Origin of the sequence: Streptomyces sp. NPDC048416 (assembly GCF_043200435.1) — a bacterium.
Taxonomy (GTDB): Bacteria; Actinomycetota; Actinomycetes; order Streptomycetales; family Streptomycetaceae; genus Streptomyces.
Genome location: NZ_JBICXU010000010.1, coordinates 67,372 through 86,889 on the forward strand (window position 1 = coordinate 67,372; position 19,518 = coordinate 86,889).

Genomic DNA, 19,518 nt, shown 5'->3' on the forward strand with positions numbered 1-19,518 from the left:
GAGCCTACTCAGCGCCGGCCGATACGTCTGCGCAAACGCGGCCCCGATCCCGCCCCTCCCGCGGCCGCCCCTGAACGGCGCTCGTCCCCAATCGCCGGACGGGCTGAGATGCCCCGTGCTGGCCCGCACCGGGCAGCCCGGCGGGCTGAGGATGCGCATGCGGGTCGGCACCAGCCCTGCCAGGGGCGCGGGGAACTGCGCGCCCAGCCCGCACGGCCCGCACCCGAAAGCCGAGGACCCCTGGGGCTCCGCCCCAGACCCCGAACGCGCCTGAACGGCGCTCGTCCTCAAACGCCGGACGGGCTGAAGATGTCCATGCAGGCCCGCACCGGCCGGCCCGCCGGGCTGAGGACGCGCATGCGGGTCGGCACCAGCCCTGCCAGGGGCGCGGGGAACTGCGCGAGAAGCGACCACGACCCGCACCCAAAAGCCGAGGGACCCCTGGGGCTCCGCCCCAGACCCCGAACGCGCCTGAACGGCGCTCGTCCTCAATCGCCGGACGGGCTGAAGATGCCCGCACCGCCCGCACCGGACAGCCCGCTGGGCTGGGGATGTCCATGCCGGCCCGCACCAGCACCGCCAGGGGCGCGGGGAACTGCGCGAGAAGCGACCACGACCCGCACCGAACAGCCCGGCCGGCTGAAGATGCCGATGTGCGGCCACACCGGGCAGCCCGCCGGGCTGAGGATGTGCATGCCGGCCCGCACCGGGCAGCCCGGTGGGCTCAGTCCCCGTACCGCGGATGCACCAGCGTCGACGGCGGGAAGCCGGCCGCACCCGGTGGCGGGGTAAGGGGGCGGCTTCCGCTGGGCAGCCGCACCCCCGTGCTGACGCCGGGGCCCATGTCGGGGCGGGCCGCCGACCGCGCCCGCAGCAAGGTCGGGGCCGGTCGCGTGGCGAGGACGAAGCCCCAGTCGCGGGGGGACGTCGCGGGGCCCGAGGCGCGGTCGGGGCCCGGGGAGAAACCGGGGCTGCGCCCGGCCGCCCGGTAGGCGAAGGGCGTCAGGCCCGCCGCGCGCAGGGTCGAGGCGACCGTCCAGAACGCGCGCGGCCTGCCCGCCACCGGGCCCGCGTGGACCGCGAGCCGCCCGCCGGTGGCCAGCACGCGGGAGGTCAGCCCGTAGAACTCCTGCGAGTAGAGCTTGGTGCTCGATGTGATGCCGGGGTCGGGCAGATCGCACACGACGACGTCGTACGGCCTCGACATGCGGCCCTCGCCGCGCAGCCAGTCGAAGGGGTCGGCGGTCACCGGGCGCAGCCGCGGGTCCCGGTAGGCGTGGTCGTTCAGCTCCGCCAACGCCCGGTCGCCGCGCGCCAGTTGGACGAGCTCGGGGTCGACCTCGACGAGGGTCACCGAGCGCACACCGGGGTGGCGCAGGACTTCACGGGCGGCGAGTCCGTCGCCGCCGCCCAGGATCAGGACCCGGCCGTGCGGGCCCGCGTCGAGCGCGGGGTCCACCAGCGCCGCGTGGTAGCGGGACGCGTCGCGGCCGTCGACGCGCAGCCGCCCGTCGAGGAACAGGCCGAGGTGGGCGCCCGCCCTGCCGGTGAGGACGATCTCCTGGACGCGGGTCTGGACGGCGACCCGCACCTGGCCGCCGTACACCGCGCGTCGCGCGGCCTGTTCGAAGTCGCCGGCCAGGGCGGTGGTCAGGGCGAGCACGGCCAGGACGAGCACATTGGCGCCGAGCAGCGCCCAGCGGGCGCGCGGGGACAGGTCGCGCCCGAAGACCAGCAGGACCAGCGCGCCGCCCGCGACCGCGTTGACCGAGCCGGTGAGCAACGCCGATGCCAGCTGGCCGAGTTGGGGCAGCAGCAGGAAGGGGAAGGCGAGGCCGCCGACGAGCGCGCCCACGTAGTCCGCGGCGAACAGGTCGGCCACCGTGCCGCTCGCGTCGCCCGCGGCGCCGCGCGAGACGCGCTGGATGAGGGTCATCAGGAGCGGGATCTCGGCGCCGATCAGCATGCCGATGGCGAGCGAGAAGGCGACCAGCGCGTACCGCGAGCCGCCGAACCAGGCGAACGTCGCGTACAGGACCACCGCCGAGCAGCCGCCCACCAGGGCCAGCGCGGCCTCGATGAGGCCGAAGCCGACGGCGGCCCGGCAGCGCAGCCGTTTGGCGAGCAGCGATCCGACCCCCATCGCGAAGACCATCACGGAGAGGACCACCGAGGCCTGGGTGACCGAGTCCCCGATCAAGTACGAGGCGAGGGCGACCAGTTCGAGCTCGTACACCAGGCCGCAGGCGGCGCAGATGAACACCACGGCCAGGACGAGGAACCGGCCCGACCGCGGACTACTCACGGGAGCGGGGAGCGGTTCGATCATGATGCGAACGCTACGTGACACTTCGTTCGCATCCTGTCACCCACACGGGTGCAACTGAAGCCAATCGCCGGGCACTTCGCGCGCCTCAGAGCCCGGCGTGGGCAGGCACCCGTAGGCCGACCCGGGTGCGGGTGACCACCAACTGGCCTTCCTGGGGGTAGGCGTGCCAGGTGCGCCACCACACCTGGCCCTCGCCGCGCTGGGCGAGCATCGCGGTGAAGGCGTGCGGCGATCCGGGAAACGTGCCGGCCAGCCCGTTGGGATGGTCGCAGACGAGGGCGAGGAGTTCCTGGGCGCGCCCCGCGAACGAGCCCTGCGAAAGCGTCTCGACGCGCGCGGCGAACTCGTAGTCCCACTCCCCGAGGCGTTTCGCCACGCCGAGCGGCAGCGGCGTACTGCTGCCGGGCATGCAGGCGACGGTCTCCGAGCAGGTTCCGCGCTCCTCGTCGAGGAGTACCTGGTGCGAGGCTCCCAGGAGCCTCAGTTGGAGCTTGGCGCCCGAGAGTTCGAGGTCGAGCACGGCGAGGGCGGGCAGCGGCTCGCGGCCCAGCGCCCAGGCGAGGTCGGCGGCACGCGTGTCGGTGTAGGCGGTCTTGAGGGTCGTGAGCATGGGTGGGCTCCGCAAAACACACATGTGGCGGGTGGGTGACCGATGTCGACTCGGACCGCAACGAAGGACCGGGGGACCGCTCCCTGATCGCCCAGGGTCCGAAGGCTGCGTGGTCTCTCTTGTTTCTTTCTGCGAGGGAATCATGAACTGTGCGCCGCTCACAGCTTTTTTACCCAACTTGATGGGGTTTCCATCCCCTCGGGGGCCACTCGGTTCAAACGTTCAACTACCGGCGTGGAAAACGGCGCCCGGCCGGCCGTGGCCGACCGGGCGCACAACGGGCGGCTCCGGTGGCGGAATCGGCTGCCCCGTGTCAGCCGCGACCGCCCACGCGCCGGCCGCCCGTCGGTCTCGCAGGACCGGGGCTCCTTCGCGCCCCGGGTCCGTCAGCTCGAACCGCAGCCGCCGCCCCCGCAGGACGAGCCGCCGCACGAGGAGTGGCCGCCGCCGCCGCAGGAGTGCCCGCCGCCGCACGAATGGCCGCTGTGGTGGCCGCCCCCGTGATGGCCGCTTCCGCTGCTCCCGCTGCTCGCGCACGACGAGTTCCCGCCGTCCGAGCCGCCGGCCGCCCACCAGCTGGAGCCCCCCGCCGCCGAGGCCGCCGACCGCTTGCGCGAACCCGCGCCCTTGCACCGCCGCTTGCGCGACGCGGAACCGGCCGTGACGACCAGCGCCACCAGTACGACCATCCCGAGCACGATCGCGATGCCCATCCCCCACCGTCCCTCCGTGACGCGGCCCCCCGTCGGCCCGCGTGGAGAGGGGATGCCCTTCGCCGTCCGGCGCCAAAGCACACTTGAGCAAGTCCAGAGGTTGCCCCCAGGATGGCCGTCATGACCTCCAGCGCGCGCCCTCTCCTCAACCGCCGTCTCGCCGAGTTCGGGACGACGGTCTTCGCCGAGATGTCCGCCCTCGCCCAGCGGACCGGGTCCATCAACCTCGGCCAGGGCTTTCCCGACACCGACGGCCCCGAGGCCGTACGGGAAGCCGCGGTCCGCGCCCTGCGCGAGGGCCACGGCAACCAGTACCCGCCGGGCCCCGGCGTCCCCGAACTGCGTACCGCGATCGCGGAACACCAGGAGCGCTTCTACGGTCTGACGTACGACCCGGACCGCGAGGTGCTGGTCACCGCGGGCGCCACCGAGGCGATCGCCGCCTCCCTGCTCGCCCTGGTCGAACCGGGCGACGAGGTCATCGCCCTTGAGCCGTACTACGACTCCTACGCCGCGTGCGTCGCGATGGCGGGCGGCACCCGGGTGCCCGTCACCCTGCGCCCCTCGCAGGGCCGCTACGTCCTCGACCTGGACGAGCTGCGCGCCGCCGTCACCCCGCGCACCCGGCTGATCCTGCTCAACACGCCGCACAATCCGACCGGCACGGTCCTGACCCGTGCCGAGCTCGCCGCGGTCGCGGAGCTGGCCTGCGAGCGCGATCTGCTGGTGATCACCGACGAGGTGTACGAGCACCTGGTCTTCGACGACGCCGCGCACATCCCGCTGGCCTCCTTCCCCGGCATGCGCGAGCGCACCGTGACCATCGGCTCGGCGGGCAAAACCATTTCTTTCACGGGCTGGAAGGTCGGCTGGGTGACCGCCTCCCCCGAGCTCGTGGCCGCGGTCCGCTCGGCCAAGCAGTTCCTGACGTACGTCGCGTCGGGCCCCTTCCAGTACGCGGTGGCCGAGGCGCTGCGCCTTCCCGACTCCTACTTCGACGCCTTCCGCGCCGACCACCAGGCCAAGCGGGACCTGCTGAGCGCGGGGCTCGCGGCGGCCGGGTTCGGCGTGTTCCGGCCGGCCGGCACGTACTTCGTGACCGTCGACATCCGCCCGCTCGGCGAGAGCGACGGCATCGCGTTCTGCCGCGCGCTGCCCGAGCGCTGCGGCGTCGTGGCGATCCCCAACGCCGTCTTCTACGACCACCGCACCGAGGGCGCCCCCTTCGTCCGTTTCGCCTTCTGCAAGCAAACGGCAGTCCTCGAAGAAGCGGTGACCCGCCTCAAGGGGCTGGCCGGGTAGGTCCGCCTCAGAGGGCGGCCGGCTGGTCGAAGTTCCCGGCGCCCGAGCCGCCCGGCCGCGCGCCGGCCGGTGTTCGCGCACCGCCGGGTGGGGGGACTTCCACCCGGTCGGGGGTGCAGCGGTCGCGGGGGACGGGATCCGCGCCGAAGGTCGGTCTGACCGATCACGCGCGCCCGGAGGTGCCTTCTGTCCGCCGAGATCACCGCTCACGCCCGCGGCCGACGGGCCGGCGGCCTCACCCGCACCCCGCCCTGGGCGGCCGTCCTGCGCCGGGCCGCCCCCGCGGTCGGTCTCTTCGCCGCGGTGCGGCTGACCGGGCTCCTGGTGGTCATGGCCGCGGCGCACCACCGGGGCGTCTCGACGCGCGGACGGCTCGCCACCGCCTGGGACGCCGGCTGGTACACCCGGATCGCCGCCCACGGCTACGGCCGCACCCTGTTCTGGCCGGACGGCGCGGTCCAGAGCGATCTGGCGTTCTTCCCGTTCTACCCGGGCCTGATCCGCGCCGTGACCGCGGTGCTGCCGTTCACCGGCGGCACCGCGGGACTGCTCGTGTCCTGGACGGCTTCGGTGGTCGCGGCGTGCGGCATCTACGTCATCGGCGAGCGGCTGTACGGGCGGGCCGCGGGCACCCTGCTCGTGCTCCTGTGGGGGCTGCTCCCGCACTCCGTGGTCCTGACGATGGCCTACACCGAACCCGTGATGACGGCGTTCGCCGCCTGGTCGCTGTGGGCGGTCCTGGAGCGCCGCTGGCTGTGGGCGGGCTCGCTCGCGCTGCTCGCCGGTCTGTCGCGGCCGAACGCCGTCGCGGTCGCCGCGGCCGTCATGGCGGCGGCCGGCCATGAGCTGTGGCGCGGCGAGCGCCGTTCGTGGCGGCCGTGGGCGGGGGCGCTGCTGGCGCCGCTCGGCTGGTGCGGTTACGTGCTGTGGGTGGGGGCGCGCGAGCACGACCTGTTCGGCGGGTACTTCGCGGTGCAGGCCGGCTGGACGTCCCGGTTCGACTTCGGCGCGGGCTCGCTCGCGTTCGTCAAGCGGCTCGCGGCGGTCCCCTTCGACCTGGGTTTTCCGGTGGCCGCGCTGCTCACCGCGGTGATGGCGGTGCTCTTCGTGCTGTTCGTCCTTGAGCGGCCCCCGCTGCCGCTCGCGGTCTACTCGGGGGTCCTGGTCCTGATCGCGGTCGGCGGTGCGGGCTTCTTCGAGTCGAAGCCGCGTTTCCTGCTGCCCGCGTTCCCGCTCCTGGTCCCGCTCGCCCTGGCACTGACGAGAGCCCGGCCCAGGGCCGCGGTCGTGGTGACCGTCGCCCTGGCCGGGCTCTCGTTCGGCTACGGCGCCTATCTGCTGACGCTGGCCACGATGGCGTTGTGAGCGCCGCTCGGAAGGGGATTCACTCGGAGTCCGCGGCGCCGGGCTCGTCGCCCTCGTCGCCGTCGACGTCCTTCTCAAGGCCCAGCTGCTCAAGGAGCCACTTGTCGAACTCGATCGAGGCGCGCACCCAGCTCACCGTGGAGGACACGAAGTGCTCCAGGGCGACGCCGGTGCCGACCAGCATCTGCGCCTCGCCGATGAGGCGGACGGTGCCGTCGTCGTGGGTGTGCGTGTAGACCTTGGGCCACAGGGTGCGGCGGTTCCAGTCGTCGATCGACTCCAGGATCTGGACCTTGTCGTCGATGCTGTGCGGCCGGTCGTAGAACGTCCGCACCGAGAAGACCTGCTGGTCCTCCTCGCCGCGGAACATGAAGTACGTACGGAAATCCTCCCACGGCGCGGCGAGGTCACCCTCGTCGTCCACGACGTACTTGAGCTCCATCTGGTCCAGGAGCTGCTTCACCAGGTCCTGGTCGGGAACGATGGGGCCGGCCGGCTGGCCGCCGGGCTGCGGGCCGGGCTGAGCCCCGAAATTCGGAATCGAGGACGGGTCGATGGTCATCGTGAATCTTCCTTCGTACGGTTCCGGTCATCCTCCCCCATGCCGGGGCAGGACTGGCAAGCCCCGCCCCCGGGTATCCGCTGCGGGCTGACTCAATCAGACCCGGGTGGCCGGATGTGCCCGGGGGCGGCGCCGCCTAGGGGGTGTCGGCCCCGATGACGAGCCCGTCCTCGAACCGGTCGACCCGCACCGTGTCGCCGTCCTTGACCTCGCCCGCCAGGATCTCCTTGGCGAGCCGGTCGCCGATGGCGGTCTGGATCAGGCGGCGCAGCGGGCGCGCGCCGTACGCCGGGTCGTTGCCCTCGTCCGCGAGCCATGCCAGGGCGGCCGGCGTGACCTCCAGGGTGAGGCGGCGGTCGGCCAGGCGCTTGGCGAGGCGGTCGATCTGGAGCCCCGCGATGTGGGACAGCTCGTCCTTGGTGAGGGCGGAGAAGACCACCAGGTCGTCGAGCCGGTTGAGGAATTCGGGCTTGAAGGACGCCCGCACCACGGTCAGGACCTGCTGCTTCTTCTCCTCCTCGCTGGTCGAGGGCTCCACCAGGTACTGGCTGCCCAGATTGGAGGTCAGGATGAGGATGGTGTTGCGGAAGTCGACGGTGCGGCCCTGCCCGTCGGTCAGGCGCCCGTCGTCGAGGACCTGGAGCAGGATGTCGAAGACCTCGGGGTGGGCCTTCTCGACCTCGTCGAGGAGCACCACCGAGTACGGGCGGCGGCGGACGGCCTCGGTGAGCTGGCCGCCCTCCTCGTAGCCGACGTAGCCGGGCGGCGCGCCGACCAGGCGGGCCACGCTGTGCTTCTCGCTGTACTCCGACATGTCGATGCGGACCATGGCCCGCTCGTCGTCGAAGAGGAAGTCGGCGAGGGCCTTGGCCAGCTCGGTCTTGCCGACGCCGGTGGGGCCGAGGAAGAGGAACGAGCCGGTGGGCCGGTCGGGGTCGGCGATGCCGGCCCGGGTGCGGCGCACCGCGTCGGAGACGGCGCGCACCGCCTCGGACTGGCCGATGAGGCGCTTGCCGAGCTCGTCCTCCATGCGCAGCAGCTTCTGCGTCTCACCTTCCAGGAGGCGGCCTGCGGGGATGCCGGTCCAGGCGCCGACGACGTCGGCGATGTCGTCGGGGCCGACCTCCTCCTTGACCATGGTGTCCTTGGCGTCCTTGGACTTCTCCTGCTCGGCCTCCTCCTCGGCGGCCTCCTCCAACTCCCGTTCCAGGCCCGGGATTTCGCCGTACAGGAGCTTGGATGCGGTGTCGAAGTCGCCGTCGCGCTGGGCGCGTTCGGCCTGGCCGCGCAGGTCGTCCAGCTTCTCCTTCAGCTCACCGACCCGGTTGAGGCCCTGCTTCTCCTTCTCCCAGCGTGCGGTGAGGCCGCGCAGCTCCTCCTCCTTGTCGGCGAGGTCCTTGCGGAGCTTGTCCAGGCGCTGGATCGAGCCGGCGTCGGTCTCGTTCTTCAGCGCCAGCTCCTCCATGCGCAACCGGTCGACGGAGCGCTGGAGTTCGTCGATCTCGACGGGCGAGGAGTCGATCTCCATACGGAGCCGGGAGGCGGCCTCGTCGACGAGGTCGATGGCCTTGTCGGGCAGGAAGCGGGAGGTGATGTACCGGTCGGAGAGGGTGGCGGCGGCGACCAGCGCGCCGTCCGCGATCTGCACCTTGTGGTGCGCCTCGTACCGTCCCTTGAGGCCGCGCAGGATCGCGATGGTGTCCTCGACGGACGGCTCGGCGACCAGGACCTGCTGGAAGCGGCGTTCGAGCGCCGGGTCCTTCTCGATGCGCTCGCGGTACTCGTCGAGGGTGGTCGCGCCGACCATGCGCAGCTCGCCGCGGGCCAGCATCGGCTTGAGCATGTTGCCCGCGTCCATGGCGGAGTCGCCGCCCGCGCCCGCCCCGACGACGGTGTGCAGCTCGTCGATGAACGTGATGATCTGGCCGTCGCTCTCCTTGATCTCGGAGAGGACCGTCTTGAGGCGTTCCTCGAACTCGCCGCGGTACTTGGCGCCCGCGACCATGGCTCCCAGGTCGAGCGAGACCAGCTTCTTGTTCTTCAGCGACTCCGGTACGTCGCCCTTCACGATGCGCTGGGCCAGGCCCTCGACGACGGCGGTCTTGCCGACGCCGGGCTCGCCGATGAGCACCGGGTTGTTCTTGGTGCGCCGCGACAGGACCTGGACGACCCTGCGGATCTCCTGGTCACGGCCGATGACCGGGTCGAGCTTGCCCTCACGGGCGGCGGCCGTGAAGTCCGTGCCGAACTTCTCCAGCGCCTTGTACTGACCCTCCGGGTCGGGTGTGGTCACCCGGCGCCCTCCCCTGCTCGTCTCGAACGCGTCAAGGAGCTTCTTCGCACTGGCCCCCTGCTGCGCAAGGATCTCACCGCTCCGCCCGCCCTTGGCCGCGAGGCCGATGAGCAGGTGCTCGGTGGAGAGGTAGTCGTCGCCCAGCTCCTTCGCGCGCTGCGCGGCGTCCGCGATGACGGCGAGCAGGTCGCGGTCGGGCTGCGGCGGGGCGACGGTGGAGCCGGCCACGCTGGGCAGCGCGGCCAGGAGCCGCTCGGCGCCCGAGCGCACGGCGGCCTGGTCGGCGCCCGCGGCGGCCAGCAGGTCGGTGATGTTCTCGTTGTCCTGGCCCTCCAGGAGCGCGAACAGCAGGTGGGCCGGGGTCAGGTCCGGGTGGCCCCCGGCTACGGCCCGGCTGCTCGCTGCGTTGATCGCGTCCCGGCTCTTGTTGGTCAGCTCGGCGTCCACGTGCGTTCGCTCCTCCTCGTCGTACGTCCGGTCATGGGTGCCCTACCTATGACCCTTCCAACGTACACAAAGTTGAGCCCATTCCGCTCAAGTCATGCTCTGGGAAAAAGCGGGGGCTAGGTTCTGTGGCCATGGCCACTGATGTACGCATGCCCGACGAGGGCTATCTCAGCTTCTGGCGCGAACGCCACATCTGCACCTTGACGACACAGCGGCCCGACGGCTCGCCGCACGTCGCACCGGTCGGGGCGACGTACGACCCGCAGGCGGGTCTCGCCCGGGTCATCACGAGTAAGGGCAGCCGGAAGGTGGCCAACATCGCGGCGGCGGTCGCGAAGGACCCGCAGGGCGCGCGGGTCGCGCTCTGCCAGCTGGAGGGCAGGCGCTGGGCGACGCTGGAGGGCCGCGCGTTCATCCGCACGGAACCCGAACTGATCGCGGACGCCGAGGCGCGGTACGCGGAGCGCTACACGCGGACCCCTCGGGTGAACCCGGACCGGGTGCTCATCGAGATCAGGCTGACCAGGGCGATGGGCAACGCCTGAGCGGGCCGCGGGCCGGGCCCGGGCAGCACAGCGGCGCCACCGTGTTCAGGTCCACGATGGCGCCGCTGTGTGGGGGAAGCACCTGCGCGATGTAAAACGACGGGGGATCGCGTCAGGCACTGCGGGGGGTGGCGGTGGATGAATCGGGTTGAGCCTCCGACTCGAAAAGCTGGTGGTCGCGCTGGTCGAGATTGACGAAGACCATGCCGTACCGGACCACGCAGCGAATGGGCTGCGGTGCCCCGCGCGGCCGGCGCAGGCACCGGTAGGCGCGGACGTCCTCGTCGTCCTCACGGGCGATCAGGATCGGCTCACCGAGCAGGGTGACCATCAACGAATCGCCACGGTGGGGAACCGCTGTGGCGAGGTCGATGAAATGCCACCCAGAGCGGTAGGCCGTGGCCATCTCGCGACGGAAGGTGCGGTCATCGGGCGGGAAGCTCATGCGACAGCACCTGCGGGAGCGTCCTCCCAGGTGATGTCACCGGGTGCCGCGCCCTTGGGGGCGGACTCCCACGTGATGTCACCGGGCGCCGCACCCTTGGGCGCGGACTCCCACGTGATGTCGCCAGGAGCGGCGCCCTTGGGCGCGGACTCCCACGTGATGTCGCCGGGAGCGGCGCCCTTGGGGGCGGTCTCCCACGTGATGTCGCCGGGTATCGCCGCGACCTTGGGTGCGATCTCCCAGGTGATGTCCGATGCGGTCGTGACATCCGCCTTCGCGGGGTGGGACTCCCAAGTGATGTCCCCAGGCGCCGAGAGAGCGCAGAGAGCAGCCGCCACAACGGCTGTCGTGCTTAGTGCTCGAACCATCCTGCTCATGGCCGATCTCCACCTCTTTTGATCATTACCTCCCCCCGCGGATACGACGATGGCTCACTCCGACCACTTGCACCAGCGCGGCCAGGCATCATGTTCCTGTAATTCAAAAGCATGAGGGGGGTGCAACTAGGTTGAAACAGGGGCATGTAGGACACGATCACGGCCCGGTTGATCTGTGCGAGACGGGAACGGCTCTGTACGCCCTCGCCCTGCGTACGGGCGGGATTTCCCGCTCGGATGCCGACAGCGCCCCGTGCCTGGCCGACCTCACCCTGCTGCGCCCCGATCCCGACGACGCCGAACTGCTGCGTCCGGTTCCGCCCACGGTGGTGCTCAACTCGCTGACCCAGCCGCTGGAACGCGAGATCGAGGAGCGCAGACGACTCTCGATCGCCCTCGCCGGCACCTTCGAGCCATTCATGGCGATCGCGACGCCGGACCTGGCCGGCACGCACGCGATCACGGTCCTCGAAGGCCTGGAACTGATCAACGCGACCCTCGACCGCGTCATCGACGAGTGCACCGACGAACTGCTGGTGATCCAGCCCGGCAGCGGACGCAGGCCGGAGAGCTTCGAGGCGGGCCTGCGCCGCATCGAGCCGCTGGTCGCCCGGGGCGTCGAGATGCGCACCCTCTACCAGCACACCGCACGCCACCACTCCGCCACCATCGGCTATGTGGAACGGATCGCTCCGTACGGCCTTGAGGTGCGCACCCTCGAAGAGATCATCGACCGGCTCATCATCATGGACCGCAAGATCGCCTTCATACCCGCGCGCAGCGATCGCCAGGTGGCCCTTGAGCTGCGCCACGAGGGGCTTGTGCAGTACCTGGTCGGCGTCTTCGACCAGTTCTGGCAGTCCGCGGTCCCCTGGGACGAAGAGGTGCCGTACCACCTGGAGACGGGCGGCATCACCGGCGTCCAGCGCTCCATCGCCAAGCTGCTGATCGAGGGTCACGTGGACGAGGCCATCGCCCGCCGGCTGGGGATGAACGTACGCACCTGCCGTGCGCACATCGCCAAGCTCGCCGCCGCGCTCGGCAGCGGCAGCCGGGCCCAACTCGGCTTCCTCATCGCCCAGTCGGGGATCCTGGACCAGGACGGCTGACGCCTCCACCACGCCCGTACGCACGCCTGAGGCCCGCCGCCCCGGAACGGGACAGCGGGCCTCAGGCGTACGTACGGGCGACGGACGCCCCGGAACTACTCCGACGTCCTCTTCGGACGCCACACGACCAGCGCGCCCGCCTGCTGGACGTCCTGGTAGCGGACCAGGTCGCGCCGGTAGGAGGCGTGCACCTGGGCCTCGCGCTGCTGCATCGCGACGGCCGCGCCCTCGACGGCGCCGGCCAGCTCGGCCACTCGCGCCTGGAGCGCGGCGACCTGGTTCTCCAGCTCGATGATGCGCTTGATGCCGGCCAGGTTGATGCCCTCGTCCTGCGACAACTGCTGCACCGTACGCAGCAGTTCGATGTCGCGGGCCGAGTAGCGCCGGCCGCGCCCGGCCGTGCGGTCGGGCGAGACCAGGCCGAGACGGTCGTACTGCCGCAGGGTCTGCGGATGCAGACCGGAGAGCTGGGCCGCCACCGAGATGACGTACACCGGCGTCTCGTCGGTCAGCTCGTACGCCCTGCTGCTGAACGGGGGCTGACGGCGCTGGCGGGGGTCCATCTCATGCTCCCTTCACGGCCTGGAACAGCTCGGCCCGCGGGTCCTGGCCCGCGGTGGCGTCGCGGAAGGTCTCCAAGGCCTCGCGGGCCTTGTCGTCCAGCTCCTTCGGCACGGTCACCTCGACCGTGACGAGCAGGTCGCCCCGGGTGCCGTCCTTGCGGACCGCGCCCTTGCCGCGGGCCCGCATCGTACGGCCGTTGGGGGTGCCCGCGGGCAGTTTCAGGGTGACCGGAGGGCCGCTGAGGGTGGGCACCTTGACCTCGGCGCCCAGCGCGGCCTCCGTGAAGGTGACCGGCACCGTGACGGTGAGGTTGTCGTCCTTGCGGCCGAACACCGGGTGCGCGTCCACGTGCACCACGACGTACAAGTCGCCCGCGGGGCCGCCCCGTTCACCCGGCGCGCCCTTGCCGCGCAGGCGGATGCGCTGGTTGTTGCTGACGCCGGCCGGGATGCGGACCTGCATGGTGCGCGAGGAACGCGCCCGGCCGCTGCCCTTGCAGACGTCGCACGGGTTCTCCGCGATCAGGCCGCGGCCCTTGCAGTCCACGCACGGGTCGGTCAGCGAGAACCCGCCGCCCGAGCCGCGCGAGACCTGGCCGGTGCCGACGCACGTCGGGCACACGCGGGGCGTGCCGTTCTTGTCGCCGGTGCCCGAACAGGCCTTGCAGGGCGCCTGGCTGGACAGCCGGATCGGGACGGTGGCCCCGTCGACCGCCTCGGTGAAGCTGAGCGTCACCTCGGACTCCAGGTCCTGGCCGCGGCGCGGCTGGGCGCGCTGGCCGGTGCCCGCGCCGCCCCGGTTGAACAGGCCGCCGAACACGTCGCCGAAGCCGCCGGCCCCCGCGCCGCCCCCGCCGGGCTGCTGCCCGCCGAACAGGTCGCCCAGGTCGAAGTTGAAGCTGCCGCCGCCCGCGCCAGGACCGGCACGGAAGCCTCCGTTGCCGAACAGGGCGCGCGCCTCGTCGTACTCCTTGCGCTTCTTGGGGTCGCCGAGGATGTCGTTGGCCTCGGAGATCTCCTTGAAGCGCTCCTCCGCCTTGGTGTCGCCCTTGTTGGCGTCGGGGTGGTTCTCGCGCGCCAGCTTGCGGTACGCCTTCTTGATCTCCGCGTCGGTGGCGTCCTTGGGGACGCCGAGAACCTTGTAGTAGTCCTTCTCGACGAAGTCCTTCGTGTTCATCGACGTCCCTCCTTCCGGACGATCACTTCTTCGATGACCGCTGCGTCAGCCCTTGTCGGGGCCACCGCTCTCCTCGTCACTCGACTCTTCCTTGGCGGCCGCACCCGGCTGGGGCTCGGCCACCGCGACCCGCGCGGGGCGGATCGTACGCTCGCCGATCCGGTACCCGGGCTGGAGGATCGCCACGCAGGTCGTCTCCGTGACGTCCGGCGCGTAGCTGTGCATCAGGGCCTCGTGGACCGTCGGGTCGAAGGGCTCGCCCTCCTTGCCGAACTGCTGAAGGCCCATCTTCGCGGCGACCGTCTCCAGGGATTCGGCCACCGACTTGAAGCCGCCGGTCAGCTCGCCGTGTTCCCTGGCGCGGCCGATGTCGTCGAGCGTGGGCAGCAGCTCGGTCAGGAGGCCGGCGACTGCGACCTCCTTGACCGTGACGCGGTCCCGCTCCACGCGGCGGCGGTAGTTCTGGTACTCGGCCTGGAGGCGCTGGAGGTCCGTGGTGCGCTCGGCGAGCGCCGTCTGGGCCTGGTCCAGCTGGGCCTGAAGGGCGATGTCCTTGGCAGCGTCCCCGGCCGGGGCCGCCTTCTCCTCCTCGGGGGAGGAGTCGGCGGCCTTCGGCTCGGCGTCTTCCGATGCGCCGGAGGGGACGTCGGGCTTCTCCTCGAAGCCCGGGGTCTCCTCCGTCATCAGGCGGCGCCACCCTTCGTGTCGTGCGGCTTCTCGTCGTCGACGATCTCGGCGTCGACCACGTCGTCCGCGGCGTCACCGGGCTGTGCCTGCGAGGCGCCCTCGGCGCCGGCGGCACCCTGGGCGGCCTGGGCGTCGGCGTACATGGCCTGGCCCAGCTTCTGCGAGACGGCCGCGACCTTCTCGGTGGCGGTGCGGATCTCCGCGGAATCCTCGCCCTTGAGCTTTTCCTTCAGCTCGGCGACGGCGGCCTCGACCTCGGTCTTGACCTCGCCCGGGACCTTGTCCTCGTTGTCCTTGAGGAACTTCTCGGTCTGGTAGACCAGCTGCTCGCCCTGGTTGCGGGACTCGGCGGCCTCGCGGCGGCGGTGGTCCTCCTCCGCGTACTGCTCGGCCTCCTCACGCATCCGGTTGACCTCGTCCTTCGGCAGCGAGGAGCCGCCGGTGACGGTCATCTTCTGCTCCTTGCCGGTGCCGAGGTCCTTCGCGGTGACGTGCATGATGCCGTTGGCGTCGATGTCGAAGGCGACCTCGATCTGCGGGACACCGCGCGGGGCCGGCGGCAGACCGGTCAGCTCGAACATCCCGAGCTTCTTGTTGTACGCCGCGATCTCGCGCTCGCCCTGGTAGACCTGGATCTGCACGGACGGCTGGTTGTCCTCGGCCGTCGTGAAGATCTCGGACCGCTTGGTCGGGATCGTGGTGTTGCGCTCGATGAGCTTGGTCATGATCCCTCCCTTGGTCTCGATGCCGAGGGACAGCGGGGTGACGTCGAGGAGCAGGACGTCCTTGACCTCGCCCTTGAGGACACCGGCCTGGAGGGCGGCGCCGATGGCGACGACCTCGTCCGGGTTGACGCCCTTGTTGGCCTCGTTGCCGCCGGTCAGCTCCTTGACGAGCTCGGCGACGGCCGGCATGCGGGTGGAGCCACCGACGAGAACGACGTGGTCGATCTCGGAGAGCTGGATGCCCGCGTCCTTGATGACGTTGTGGAACGGCGTCTTGCAGCGCTCCAGGAGGTCGGACGTGAGCTGCTGGAACTGGGCGCGCGTCAGCTTCTCGTCCAGGTGCAGCGGGCCCTCGGCGGACGCCGTGATGTAGGGCAGGTTGATCGAGGTCTCGGTGGACGAGGACAGCTCGATCTTGGCCTTCTCGGCGGCCTCACGCAGGCGCTGGAGGGCCATCTTGTCCTTGGACAGGTCCACGCCGTGACCGGACTGGAACTGCTTCACCAGGTAGTCGACGACGCGCTGGTCCCAGTCGTCACCACCGAGGTGGTTGTCACCGTTGGTGGCCTTCACCTCGACGACGCCGTCGCCGATCTCCAGGAGGGACACGTCGAAGGTGCCGCCACCGAGGTCGAAGACGAGGATCGTCTGGTCGTCCTTGTCGAGGCCGTACGCGAGGGCGGCGGCCGTCGGCTCGTTGACGATGCGCAGGACGTTGAGGCCCGCGATCTCGCCGGCCTCCTTGGTGGCCTGGCGCTCGGAGTCGTTGAAGTACGCCGGCACGGTGATGACCGCGTCGGTGACCTTCTCGCCGAGGTAGGCCTCCGCGTCGCGCTTCAGCTTCTGCAGGATGAAGGCGCTCATCTGCTGCGGGTTGAAGCTCTTGCCGTCGAGCTCGATCTTCCAGTCGGTGCCCATGTGGCGCTTGACCGACCGGATGGTCCTGTCGACGTTGGTGACCGCCTGGCGCTTGGCGACCTCGCCGACCAGCACCTCGCCGTTCTTCGCGAAGGCGACGACGGACGGCGTGGTCCTGGCGCCCTCTGCGTTGGTGATGACGGTGGGCTCGCCGCCTTCAAGAACGCTGACGACGGAGTTAGTCGTGCCCAGGTCGATGCCGACCGCACGTGCCATTTCGGTTCCTCCAGATGACTACTTGAGTGGATCTGGCTCAAGGATGCATGACCGGTCGCATCGCGTCAACAGAGCTGAGTCGGGCCGACTCAGGTTTTATCCTGCGCTTATGTGCAATGGCAGGCATTCGCGCAGGTCAGAGTTGTTGTCGACGGGGCGCCGCCTCGTGCGGAGAGCGCCCCACCAGCCGCTCTCACACCATCGCGGCGACCTGCGCGGGCACGTGCTCCCCCGGTCCTGGCGCGTCCTCGCGCAGCAGCACCAGGTCGCACCGGAGCAGCCGCCCGTCGCGCGGGTCGGTGAAGCCGGGCGCCAACGACATCAAAGTCAGCCCGAAGCGTTCACGGGCCAGCGCGAGCAGATCGTCGAAGAGCCGCCCGCCCTCGAAGAGCGGCACCAGCGGCGCCCCGATCCGCACCCCGCAGATCTCGTCCGCGAACTCCCCGGCGCCGCCCAGCACTTGGGCCTCGTACCCCTGCACGTCCAGCGCGAGGAAGACCCGCTCGCCCGGCGCGGTGACCTGTTTCCACACCTCGTCCAGGCGCCGGGTCTCCACGATGACGTCGGCGGTGTACGCGGCGCGGGGGGCCGCCGCGCGGTGGCGGGGCAGCATCGGCAGGAAGGAGCTCGCGGGGCCCGCGTCGCCGGAGATGTTGAGGGTGGCGGTGCCGGTGCGCTCGCCCAGCGCGTACGGCAGGACGCTCCAGGCGTCGTCGAGCCCGGCCAGGTGGCGCAGTTCGGCGCGGGGTTCGCGCAGCGGCTCGAAGGAGACGATGCGGCCGCGGTAGCCGGCCTCGCGCAGCAGCGCGCCGAAGTCGCCCCGGTGCGCGCCCACGTCGAGGACCAGGTCGATCTCGTACCGGTGCAGAAGGCGCACCAGGTCGCGGCCCGCGGGGCGGTGGCGGACCACGTCGATGCCGAGGCGGCGCACCGCGCGGCGCAGATGGCGCAAAAGGGTCGTCATCACGTCTGTGCTGCTCCCTGCTGGAAGTCCCTGCTGGAAGTCCCTGCTGGACGGGGTCAACTCCGGCCGCCCGCGATGTCGATGGAGGCAGAGGTCGAGGCAGAGGTGGAGGAGGCGGCGGGGTTCGCGGGGGTGCGGGCACGGGGGGTGCGGCGGCGTGCGTCGGGCCCGTACACCGGCACGCGCAGCAGCAGCACGATCGCGCCGGCCACCATCAGGGCCAGCGGCAGCGCGGCGACCGGGGCGAGGCGTTTGTCGTGGATCTGGAGCCCGATGAGTGTGCAGCCCAGGGTGGCGACGCCGAGCACGACCGCCGAGCCCTGGGCGCTGAGGCCGAGTCTGCGCAGACGGTGCGCGATGTGGTCGCCGCCGCCGCGCAGCAGCGGGCGGCGCGCGCGGGTGCGGGAGACCAGGACGAGCAGGGTGTCGGTGAGCACGACGAGGGTGAGCGCGAACAGTTCGGCGCCGGTGCGCCCGCCGGGCTCCCCCGCGTGCACGGTCACCGCGCAGGAGGCGAGCAGGAACCCGGTGAACAGGGAGCCGCAGTCGCCAATGGTGATGCGGGCGGGGTGCCAGTTGTGCAGCAGGAACCCGGTCAGGGCGGCGGCGAGCACGCTCAGGAGCAGGCCGTGCCCCGGGCGGCGCTCGGCGATCGCGCAGACCGCGAGGCCGAGCGCGGTGACGGCGGCCACCGCTCCCATCACGCCGTCGCAGTGGTCGAGGAACGTGAAGGCGTTGGTGACGCACACGATCCACAGCACGGCGAGCGCCCCCGCGCCCGGGGAGAGCCCGGCCGCCGTGACGACCGCGGTCGCGGCGCCGGCCTGCGCCACGAGCCGGATCCGTAGACCGAGCCGGATCCGTACGCCGAGCGGGCGCAGGTCCCCGACCAGGCCGAGCAGCGCGACCGCGCCGGCCGCGGCGAGCACGGGCGCCACGCCCTCGCCGAGCTCGGCGACGCCGAGCAGCGGGCCCGCGCAGGCCACCCCGAGCGTGGCGAGTACGACGGCGACGCCGCCCAGGTGCGGGGTGGTGTGCCCGGTTCGGCCGTACCTCAGGGTCAGGGTGCGGAGCAGGGCCGCGAGCAGTGCGGTCAGGACGAGGGCGGTCGTGGCGGCCGCGAGCCCGTGCAGCATGTCGGTCCGTCCTCTCAGCCGCGGGGTTGCCCGGCCGGTGAGGCGGCGGGCGTTCGCAGCCCCGGCAGCACGACGGGCGCCTCCTCGCGGGCCCGGGCGATCGCCGCGTCGAGGATGTCGTCGAGGCCGCGGGCGGGCCGCCAGCCGGTCAGTTCGCGCAGCGGCGCCGTGTCCAGCGGCCGCACGGCGGGCCTCGCGTACGTCTCGTGCGGCACGCGGTCGACGACGTACGGGAAGTGGCTGAGGGCGGACGTGCCGCCGCTGCGGACCCGGATGCGCTCGGCCAGGGCCATGACGGTCGTCTCCTCGGTGCCGGCGATGTCGAACTCGCCGCCCGCGGCGCCGGGGTGGTTCAGCAGGGCGAGCAGCGCGTCGATCGCGTCGGCGACGTCGAGGAAGCGGCAGGCGCGGGTGCCGTCGCCGTGCACGGCCAGCGGTTCGCCCGCCACCGCCCGGCGCACGAGCCGGGTCAGCGGGGTGACGTGCACGGGCGACTGGCGCGGCCCGACCGTGTCGCCGTGCCGTACGACGACGGCCCCCGCGGCCGCCTCGGCGCGGCCGTCCGCCGCCGCGATCAACAGCTTCCTGCCGTGCCGCAGGGCAGCGGCGCCGACGGCGCCCGTCACCGGCGCGAGGTGGGCCACGGCGTCGCAGCGGGCGACGAGTTCGCCGACCAGGCGCTCGTCGAGGACCGAGCCGCGCACGAAGCGCAGCCGCGGGTCGGACCAGGCGGCGGCGAGGTTGGCGCGGACTCCGGTGGACAGGTCGTCGAGGACGACCACGGTGTGGCCCTGGCCGAGCAGCGCATCGGCGAGGTGCGAGCCGATGAATCCGGCACCACCGGTGACGAGGTACGTGGCGGGAGCTGGCATGGGGACGCCCAATCGGTTCGATCGTCGTGGCCGACACCAAGTTAGTTTGTTATGTCCGTATATGTGGTGAATAACACGATGGATATCCGGGAGTGATCAAGGGCACGCTGAGCGACACAGATCACCGCCTGCGCGGCTACAGTGCGGCGATAGAAGTGGGTAC

General features: G+C 71.6%; 18 protein-coding genes. 4 read left to right on the forward strand and 14 right to left on the reverse strand.

The window, feature by feature from the left end:
* Nucleotides 1–724: 724 nt before the first annotated feature.
* The 3 genes from ACGFW5_RS15420 to ACGFW5_RS15430 form a co-directional block, all read right to left on the reverse strand.
* The gene (locus ACGFW5_RS15420; protein WP_393834722.1) at nt 725–2,329 is read right to left on the reverse strand and encodes a polyamine aminopropyltransferase; all 1,605 of its coding nucleotides are present in this window, start codon (nt 2,327–2,329) and stop codon (nt 725–727) included.
* 85 nt (nt 2,330–2,414) lie between these two features.
* On the reverse strand, nt 2,415–2,939 hold the full coding sequence (locus tag ACGFW5_RS15425) for a DUF2617 family protein (RefSeq protein ID WP_393834723.1): 525 nt from the start codon (nt 2,937–2,939) through the stop codon (nt 2,415–2,417).
* A 386-nt stretch (nt 2,940–3,325) separates the two neighbouring features.
* Nucleotides 3,326–3,652 carry a hypothetical protein gene (locus ACGFW5_RS15430; RefSeq protein ID WP_393834724.1) on the reverse strand — a complete coding sequence of 109 codons (327 nt, stop codon included), beginning with the start codon at nt 3,650–3,652 and terminating at the stop codon, nt 3,326–3,328.
* 111 nt (nt 3,653–3,763) lie between these two features.
* Here ACGFW5_RS15430 and ACGFW5_RS15435 point away from each other — a divergent pair, with 111 nt between their 5' ends.
* Both ACGFW5_RS15435 and ACGFW5_RS15440 read left to right on the forward strand, forming a co-directional pair.
* On the forward strand, nt 3,764–4,954 hold the full coding sequence (locus ACGFW5_RS15435; RefSeq protein WP_393834725.1) for a pyridoxal phosphate-dependent aminotransferase: 1,191 nt from the start codon (nt 3,764–3,766) through the stop codon (nt 4,952–4,954).
* A gap of 303 nt (nt 4,955–5,257) precedes the next feature.
* Nucleotides 5,258–6,319: a hypothetical protein gene (locus ACGFW5_RS15440; protein WP_393834726.1), complete on the forward strand. Its 1,062-nt coding sequence runs from the start codon at nt 5,258–5,260 to the stop codon at nt 6,317–6,319.
* A gap of 19 nt (nt 6,320–6,338) precedes the next feature.
* Here the strand turns inward: ACGFW5_RS15440 and ACGFW5_RS15445 are convergent, their stop codons facing one another.
* Nucleotides 6,339–6,881, reverse strand: a complete 543-nt coding sequence (locus ACGFW5_RS15445) for a YbjN domain-containing protein (protein WP_393834727.1) — start codon at nt 6,879–6,881, stop codon at nt 6,339–6,341.
* A gap of 136 nt (nt 6,882–7,017) precedes the next feature.
* On the reverse strand, nt 7,018–9,621 hold the full coding sequence (clpB, locus tag ACGFW5_RS15450) for an ATP-dependent chaperone ClpB (RefSeq protein ID WP_393834728.1): 2,604 nt from the start codon (nt 9,619–9,621) through the stop codon (nt 7,018–7,020).
* A 131-nt stretch (nt 9,622–9,752) separates the two neighbouring features.
* Between clpB and ACGFW5_RS15455 the strand changes: the two genes are divergently transcribed.
* Nucleotides 9,753–10,166, forward strand: coding sequence for a pyridoxamine 5'-phosphate oxidase family protein (locus tag ACGFW5_RS15455; protein WP_393834729.1), 414 nt, complete (start codon nt 9,753–9,755; stop codon nt 10,164–10,166).
* A gap of 112 nt (nt 10,167–10,278) precedes the next feature.
* Here the strand turns inward: ACGFW5_RS15455 and ACGFW5_RS15460 are convergent, their stop codons facing one another.
* Entirely contained in the window at nt 10,279–10,611 is a 333-nt protein-coding gene (locus ACGFW5_RS15460; protein ID WP_120722622.1) for a (2Fe-2S)-binding protein, read from the reverse strand.
* Entirely contained in the window at nt 10,608–10,949 is a 342-nt protein-coding gene (locus ACGFW5_RS15465; RefSeq protein WP_393834730.1) for a hypothetical protein, read from the reverse strand. The genes ACGFW5_RS15460 and ACGFW5_RS15465 overlap by 4 nt, the downstream gene beginning before the upstream one ends.
* 248 nt (nt 10,950–11,197) lie before the next feature.
* On the opposite strand from ACGFW5_RS15465, the gene ACGFW5_RS15470 reads away from it, so the two are divergent.
* Nucleotides 11,198–12,097 carry a helix-turn-helix transcriptional regulator gene (locus tag ACGFW5_RS15470; protein ID WP_393834883.1) on the forward strand — a complete coding sequence of 300 codons (900 nt, stop codon included), beginning with the start codon at nt 11,198–11,200 and terminating at the stop codon, nt 12,095–12,097.
* A gap of 95 nt (nt 12,098–12,192) precedes the next feature.
* Here the strand turns inward: ACGFW5_RS15470 and ACGFW5_RS15475 are convergent, their stop codons facing one another.
* The 7 genes from ACGFW5_RS15475 to ACGFW5_RS15505 form a co-directional block, all read right to left on the reverse strand.
* On the reverse strand, nt 12,193–12,660 hold the full coding sequence (locus ACGFW5_RS15475) for a heat shock protein transcriptional repressor HspR (protein WP_393834731.1): 468 nt from the start codon (nt 12,658–12,660) through the stop codon (nt 12,193–12,195).
* A gap of 1 nt (nt 12,661) precedes the next feature.
* The gene (gene dnaJ / locus ACGFW5_RS15480; protein ID WP_393834732.1) at nt 12,662–13,837 is read right to left on the reverse strand and encodes a molecular chaperone DnaJ; all 1,176 of its coding nucleotides are present in this window, start codon (nt 13,835–13,837) and stop codon (nt 12,662–12,664) included.
* Between the two features lie 45 nt (nt 13,838–13,882).
* Nucleotides 13,883–14,521, reverse strand: coding sequence for a nucleotide exchange factor GrpE (gene grpE / locus ACGFW5_RS15485; protein WP_393834733.1), 639 nt, complete (start codon nt 14,519–14,521; stop codon nt 13,883–13,885).
* A complete protein-coding gene (dnaK, locus tag ACGFW5_RS15490) occupies nt 14,521–16,383 on the reverse strand; it encodes a molecular chaperone DnaK (RefSeq protein ID WP_393834734.1) in 1,863 nt (620 codons plus the stop codon). The genes grpE and dnaK overlap by 1 nt, the downstream gene beginning before the upstream one ends.
* Before the next feature lie 193 nt (nt 16,384–16,576).
* On the reverse strand, nt 16,577–17,347 hold the full coding sequence (locus tag ACGFW5_RS15495; protein ID WP_393834735.1) for an FkbM family methyltransferase: 771 nt from the start codon (nt 17,345–17,347) through the stop codon (nt 16,577–16,579).
* A 56-nt stretch (nt 17,348–17,403) separates the two neighbouring features.
* Nucleotides 17,404–18,483, reverse strand: a complete 1,080-nt coding sequence (locus ACGFW5_RS15500; protein WP_393834736.1) for an MraY family glycosyltransferase — start codon at nt 18,481–18,483, stop codon at nt 17,404–17,406.
* Between the two features lie 14 nt (nt 18,484–18,497).
* Nucleotides 18,498–19,355, reverse strand: coding sequence for an NAD-dependent epimerase/dehydratase family protein (locus tag ACGFW5_RS15505; RefSeq protein WP_393834737.1), 858 nt, complete (start codon nt 19,353–19,355; stop codon nt 18,498–18,500).
* Nucleotides 19,356–19,518 lie beyond the last annotated feature (163 nt).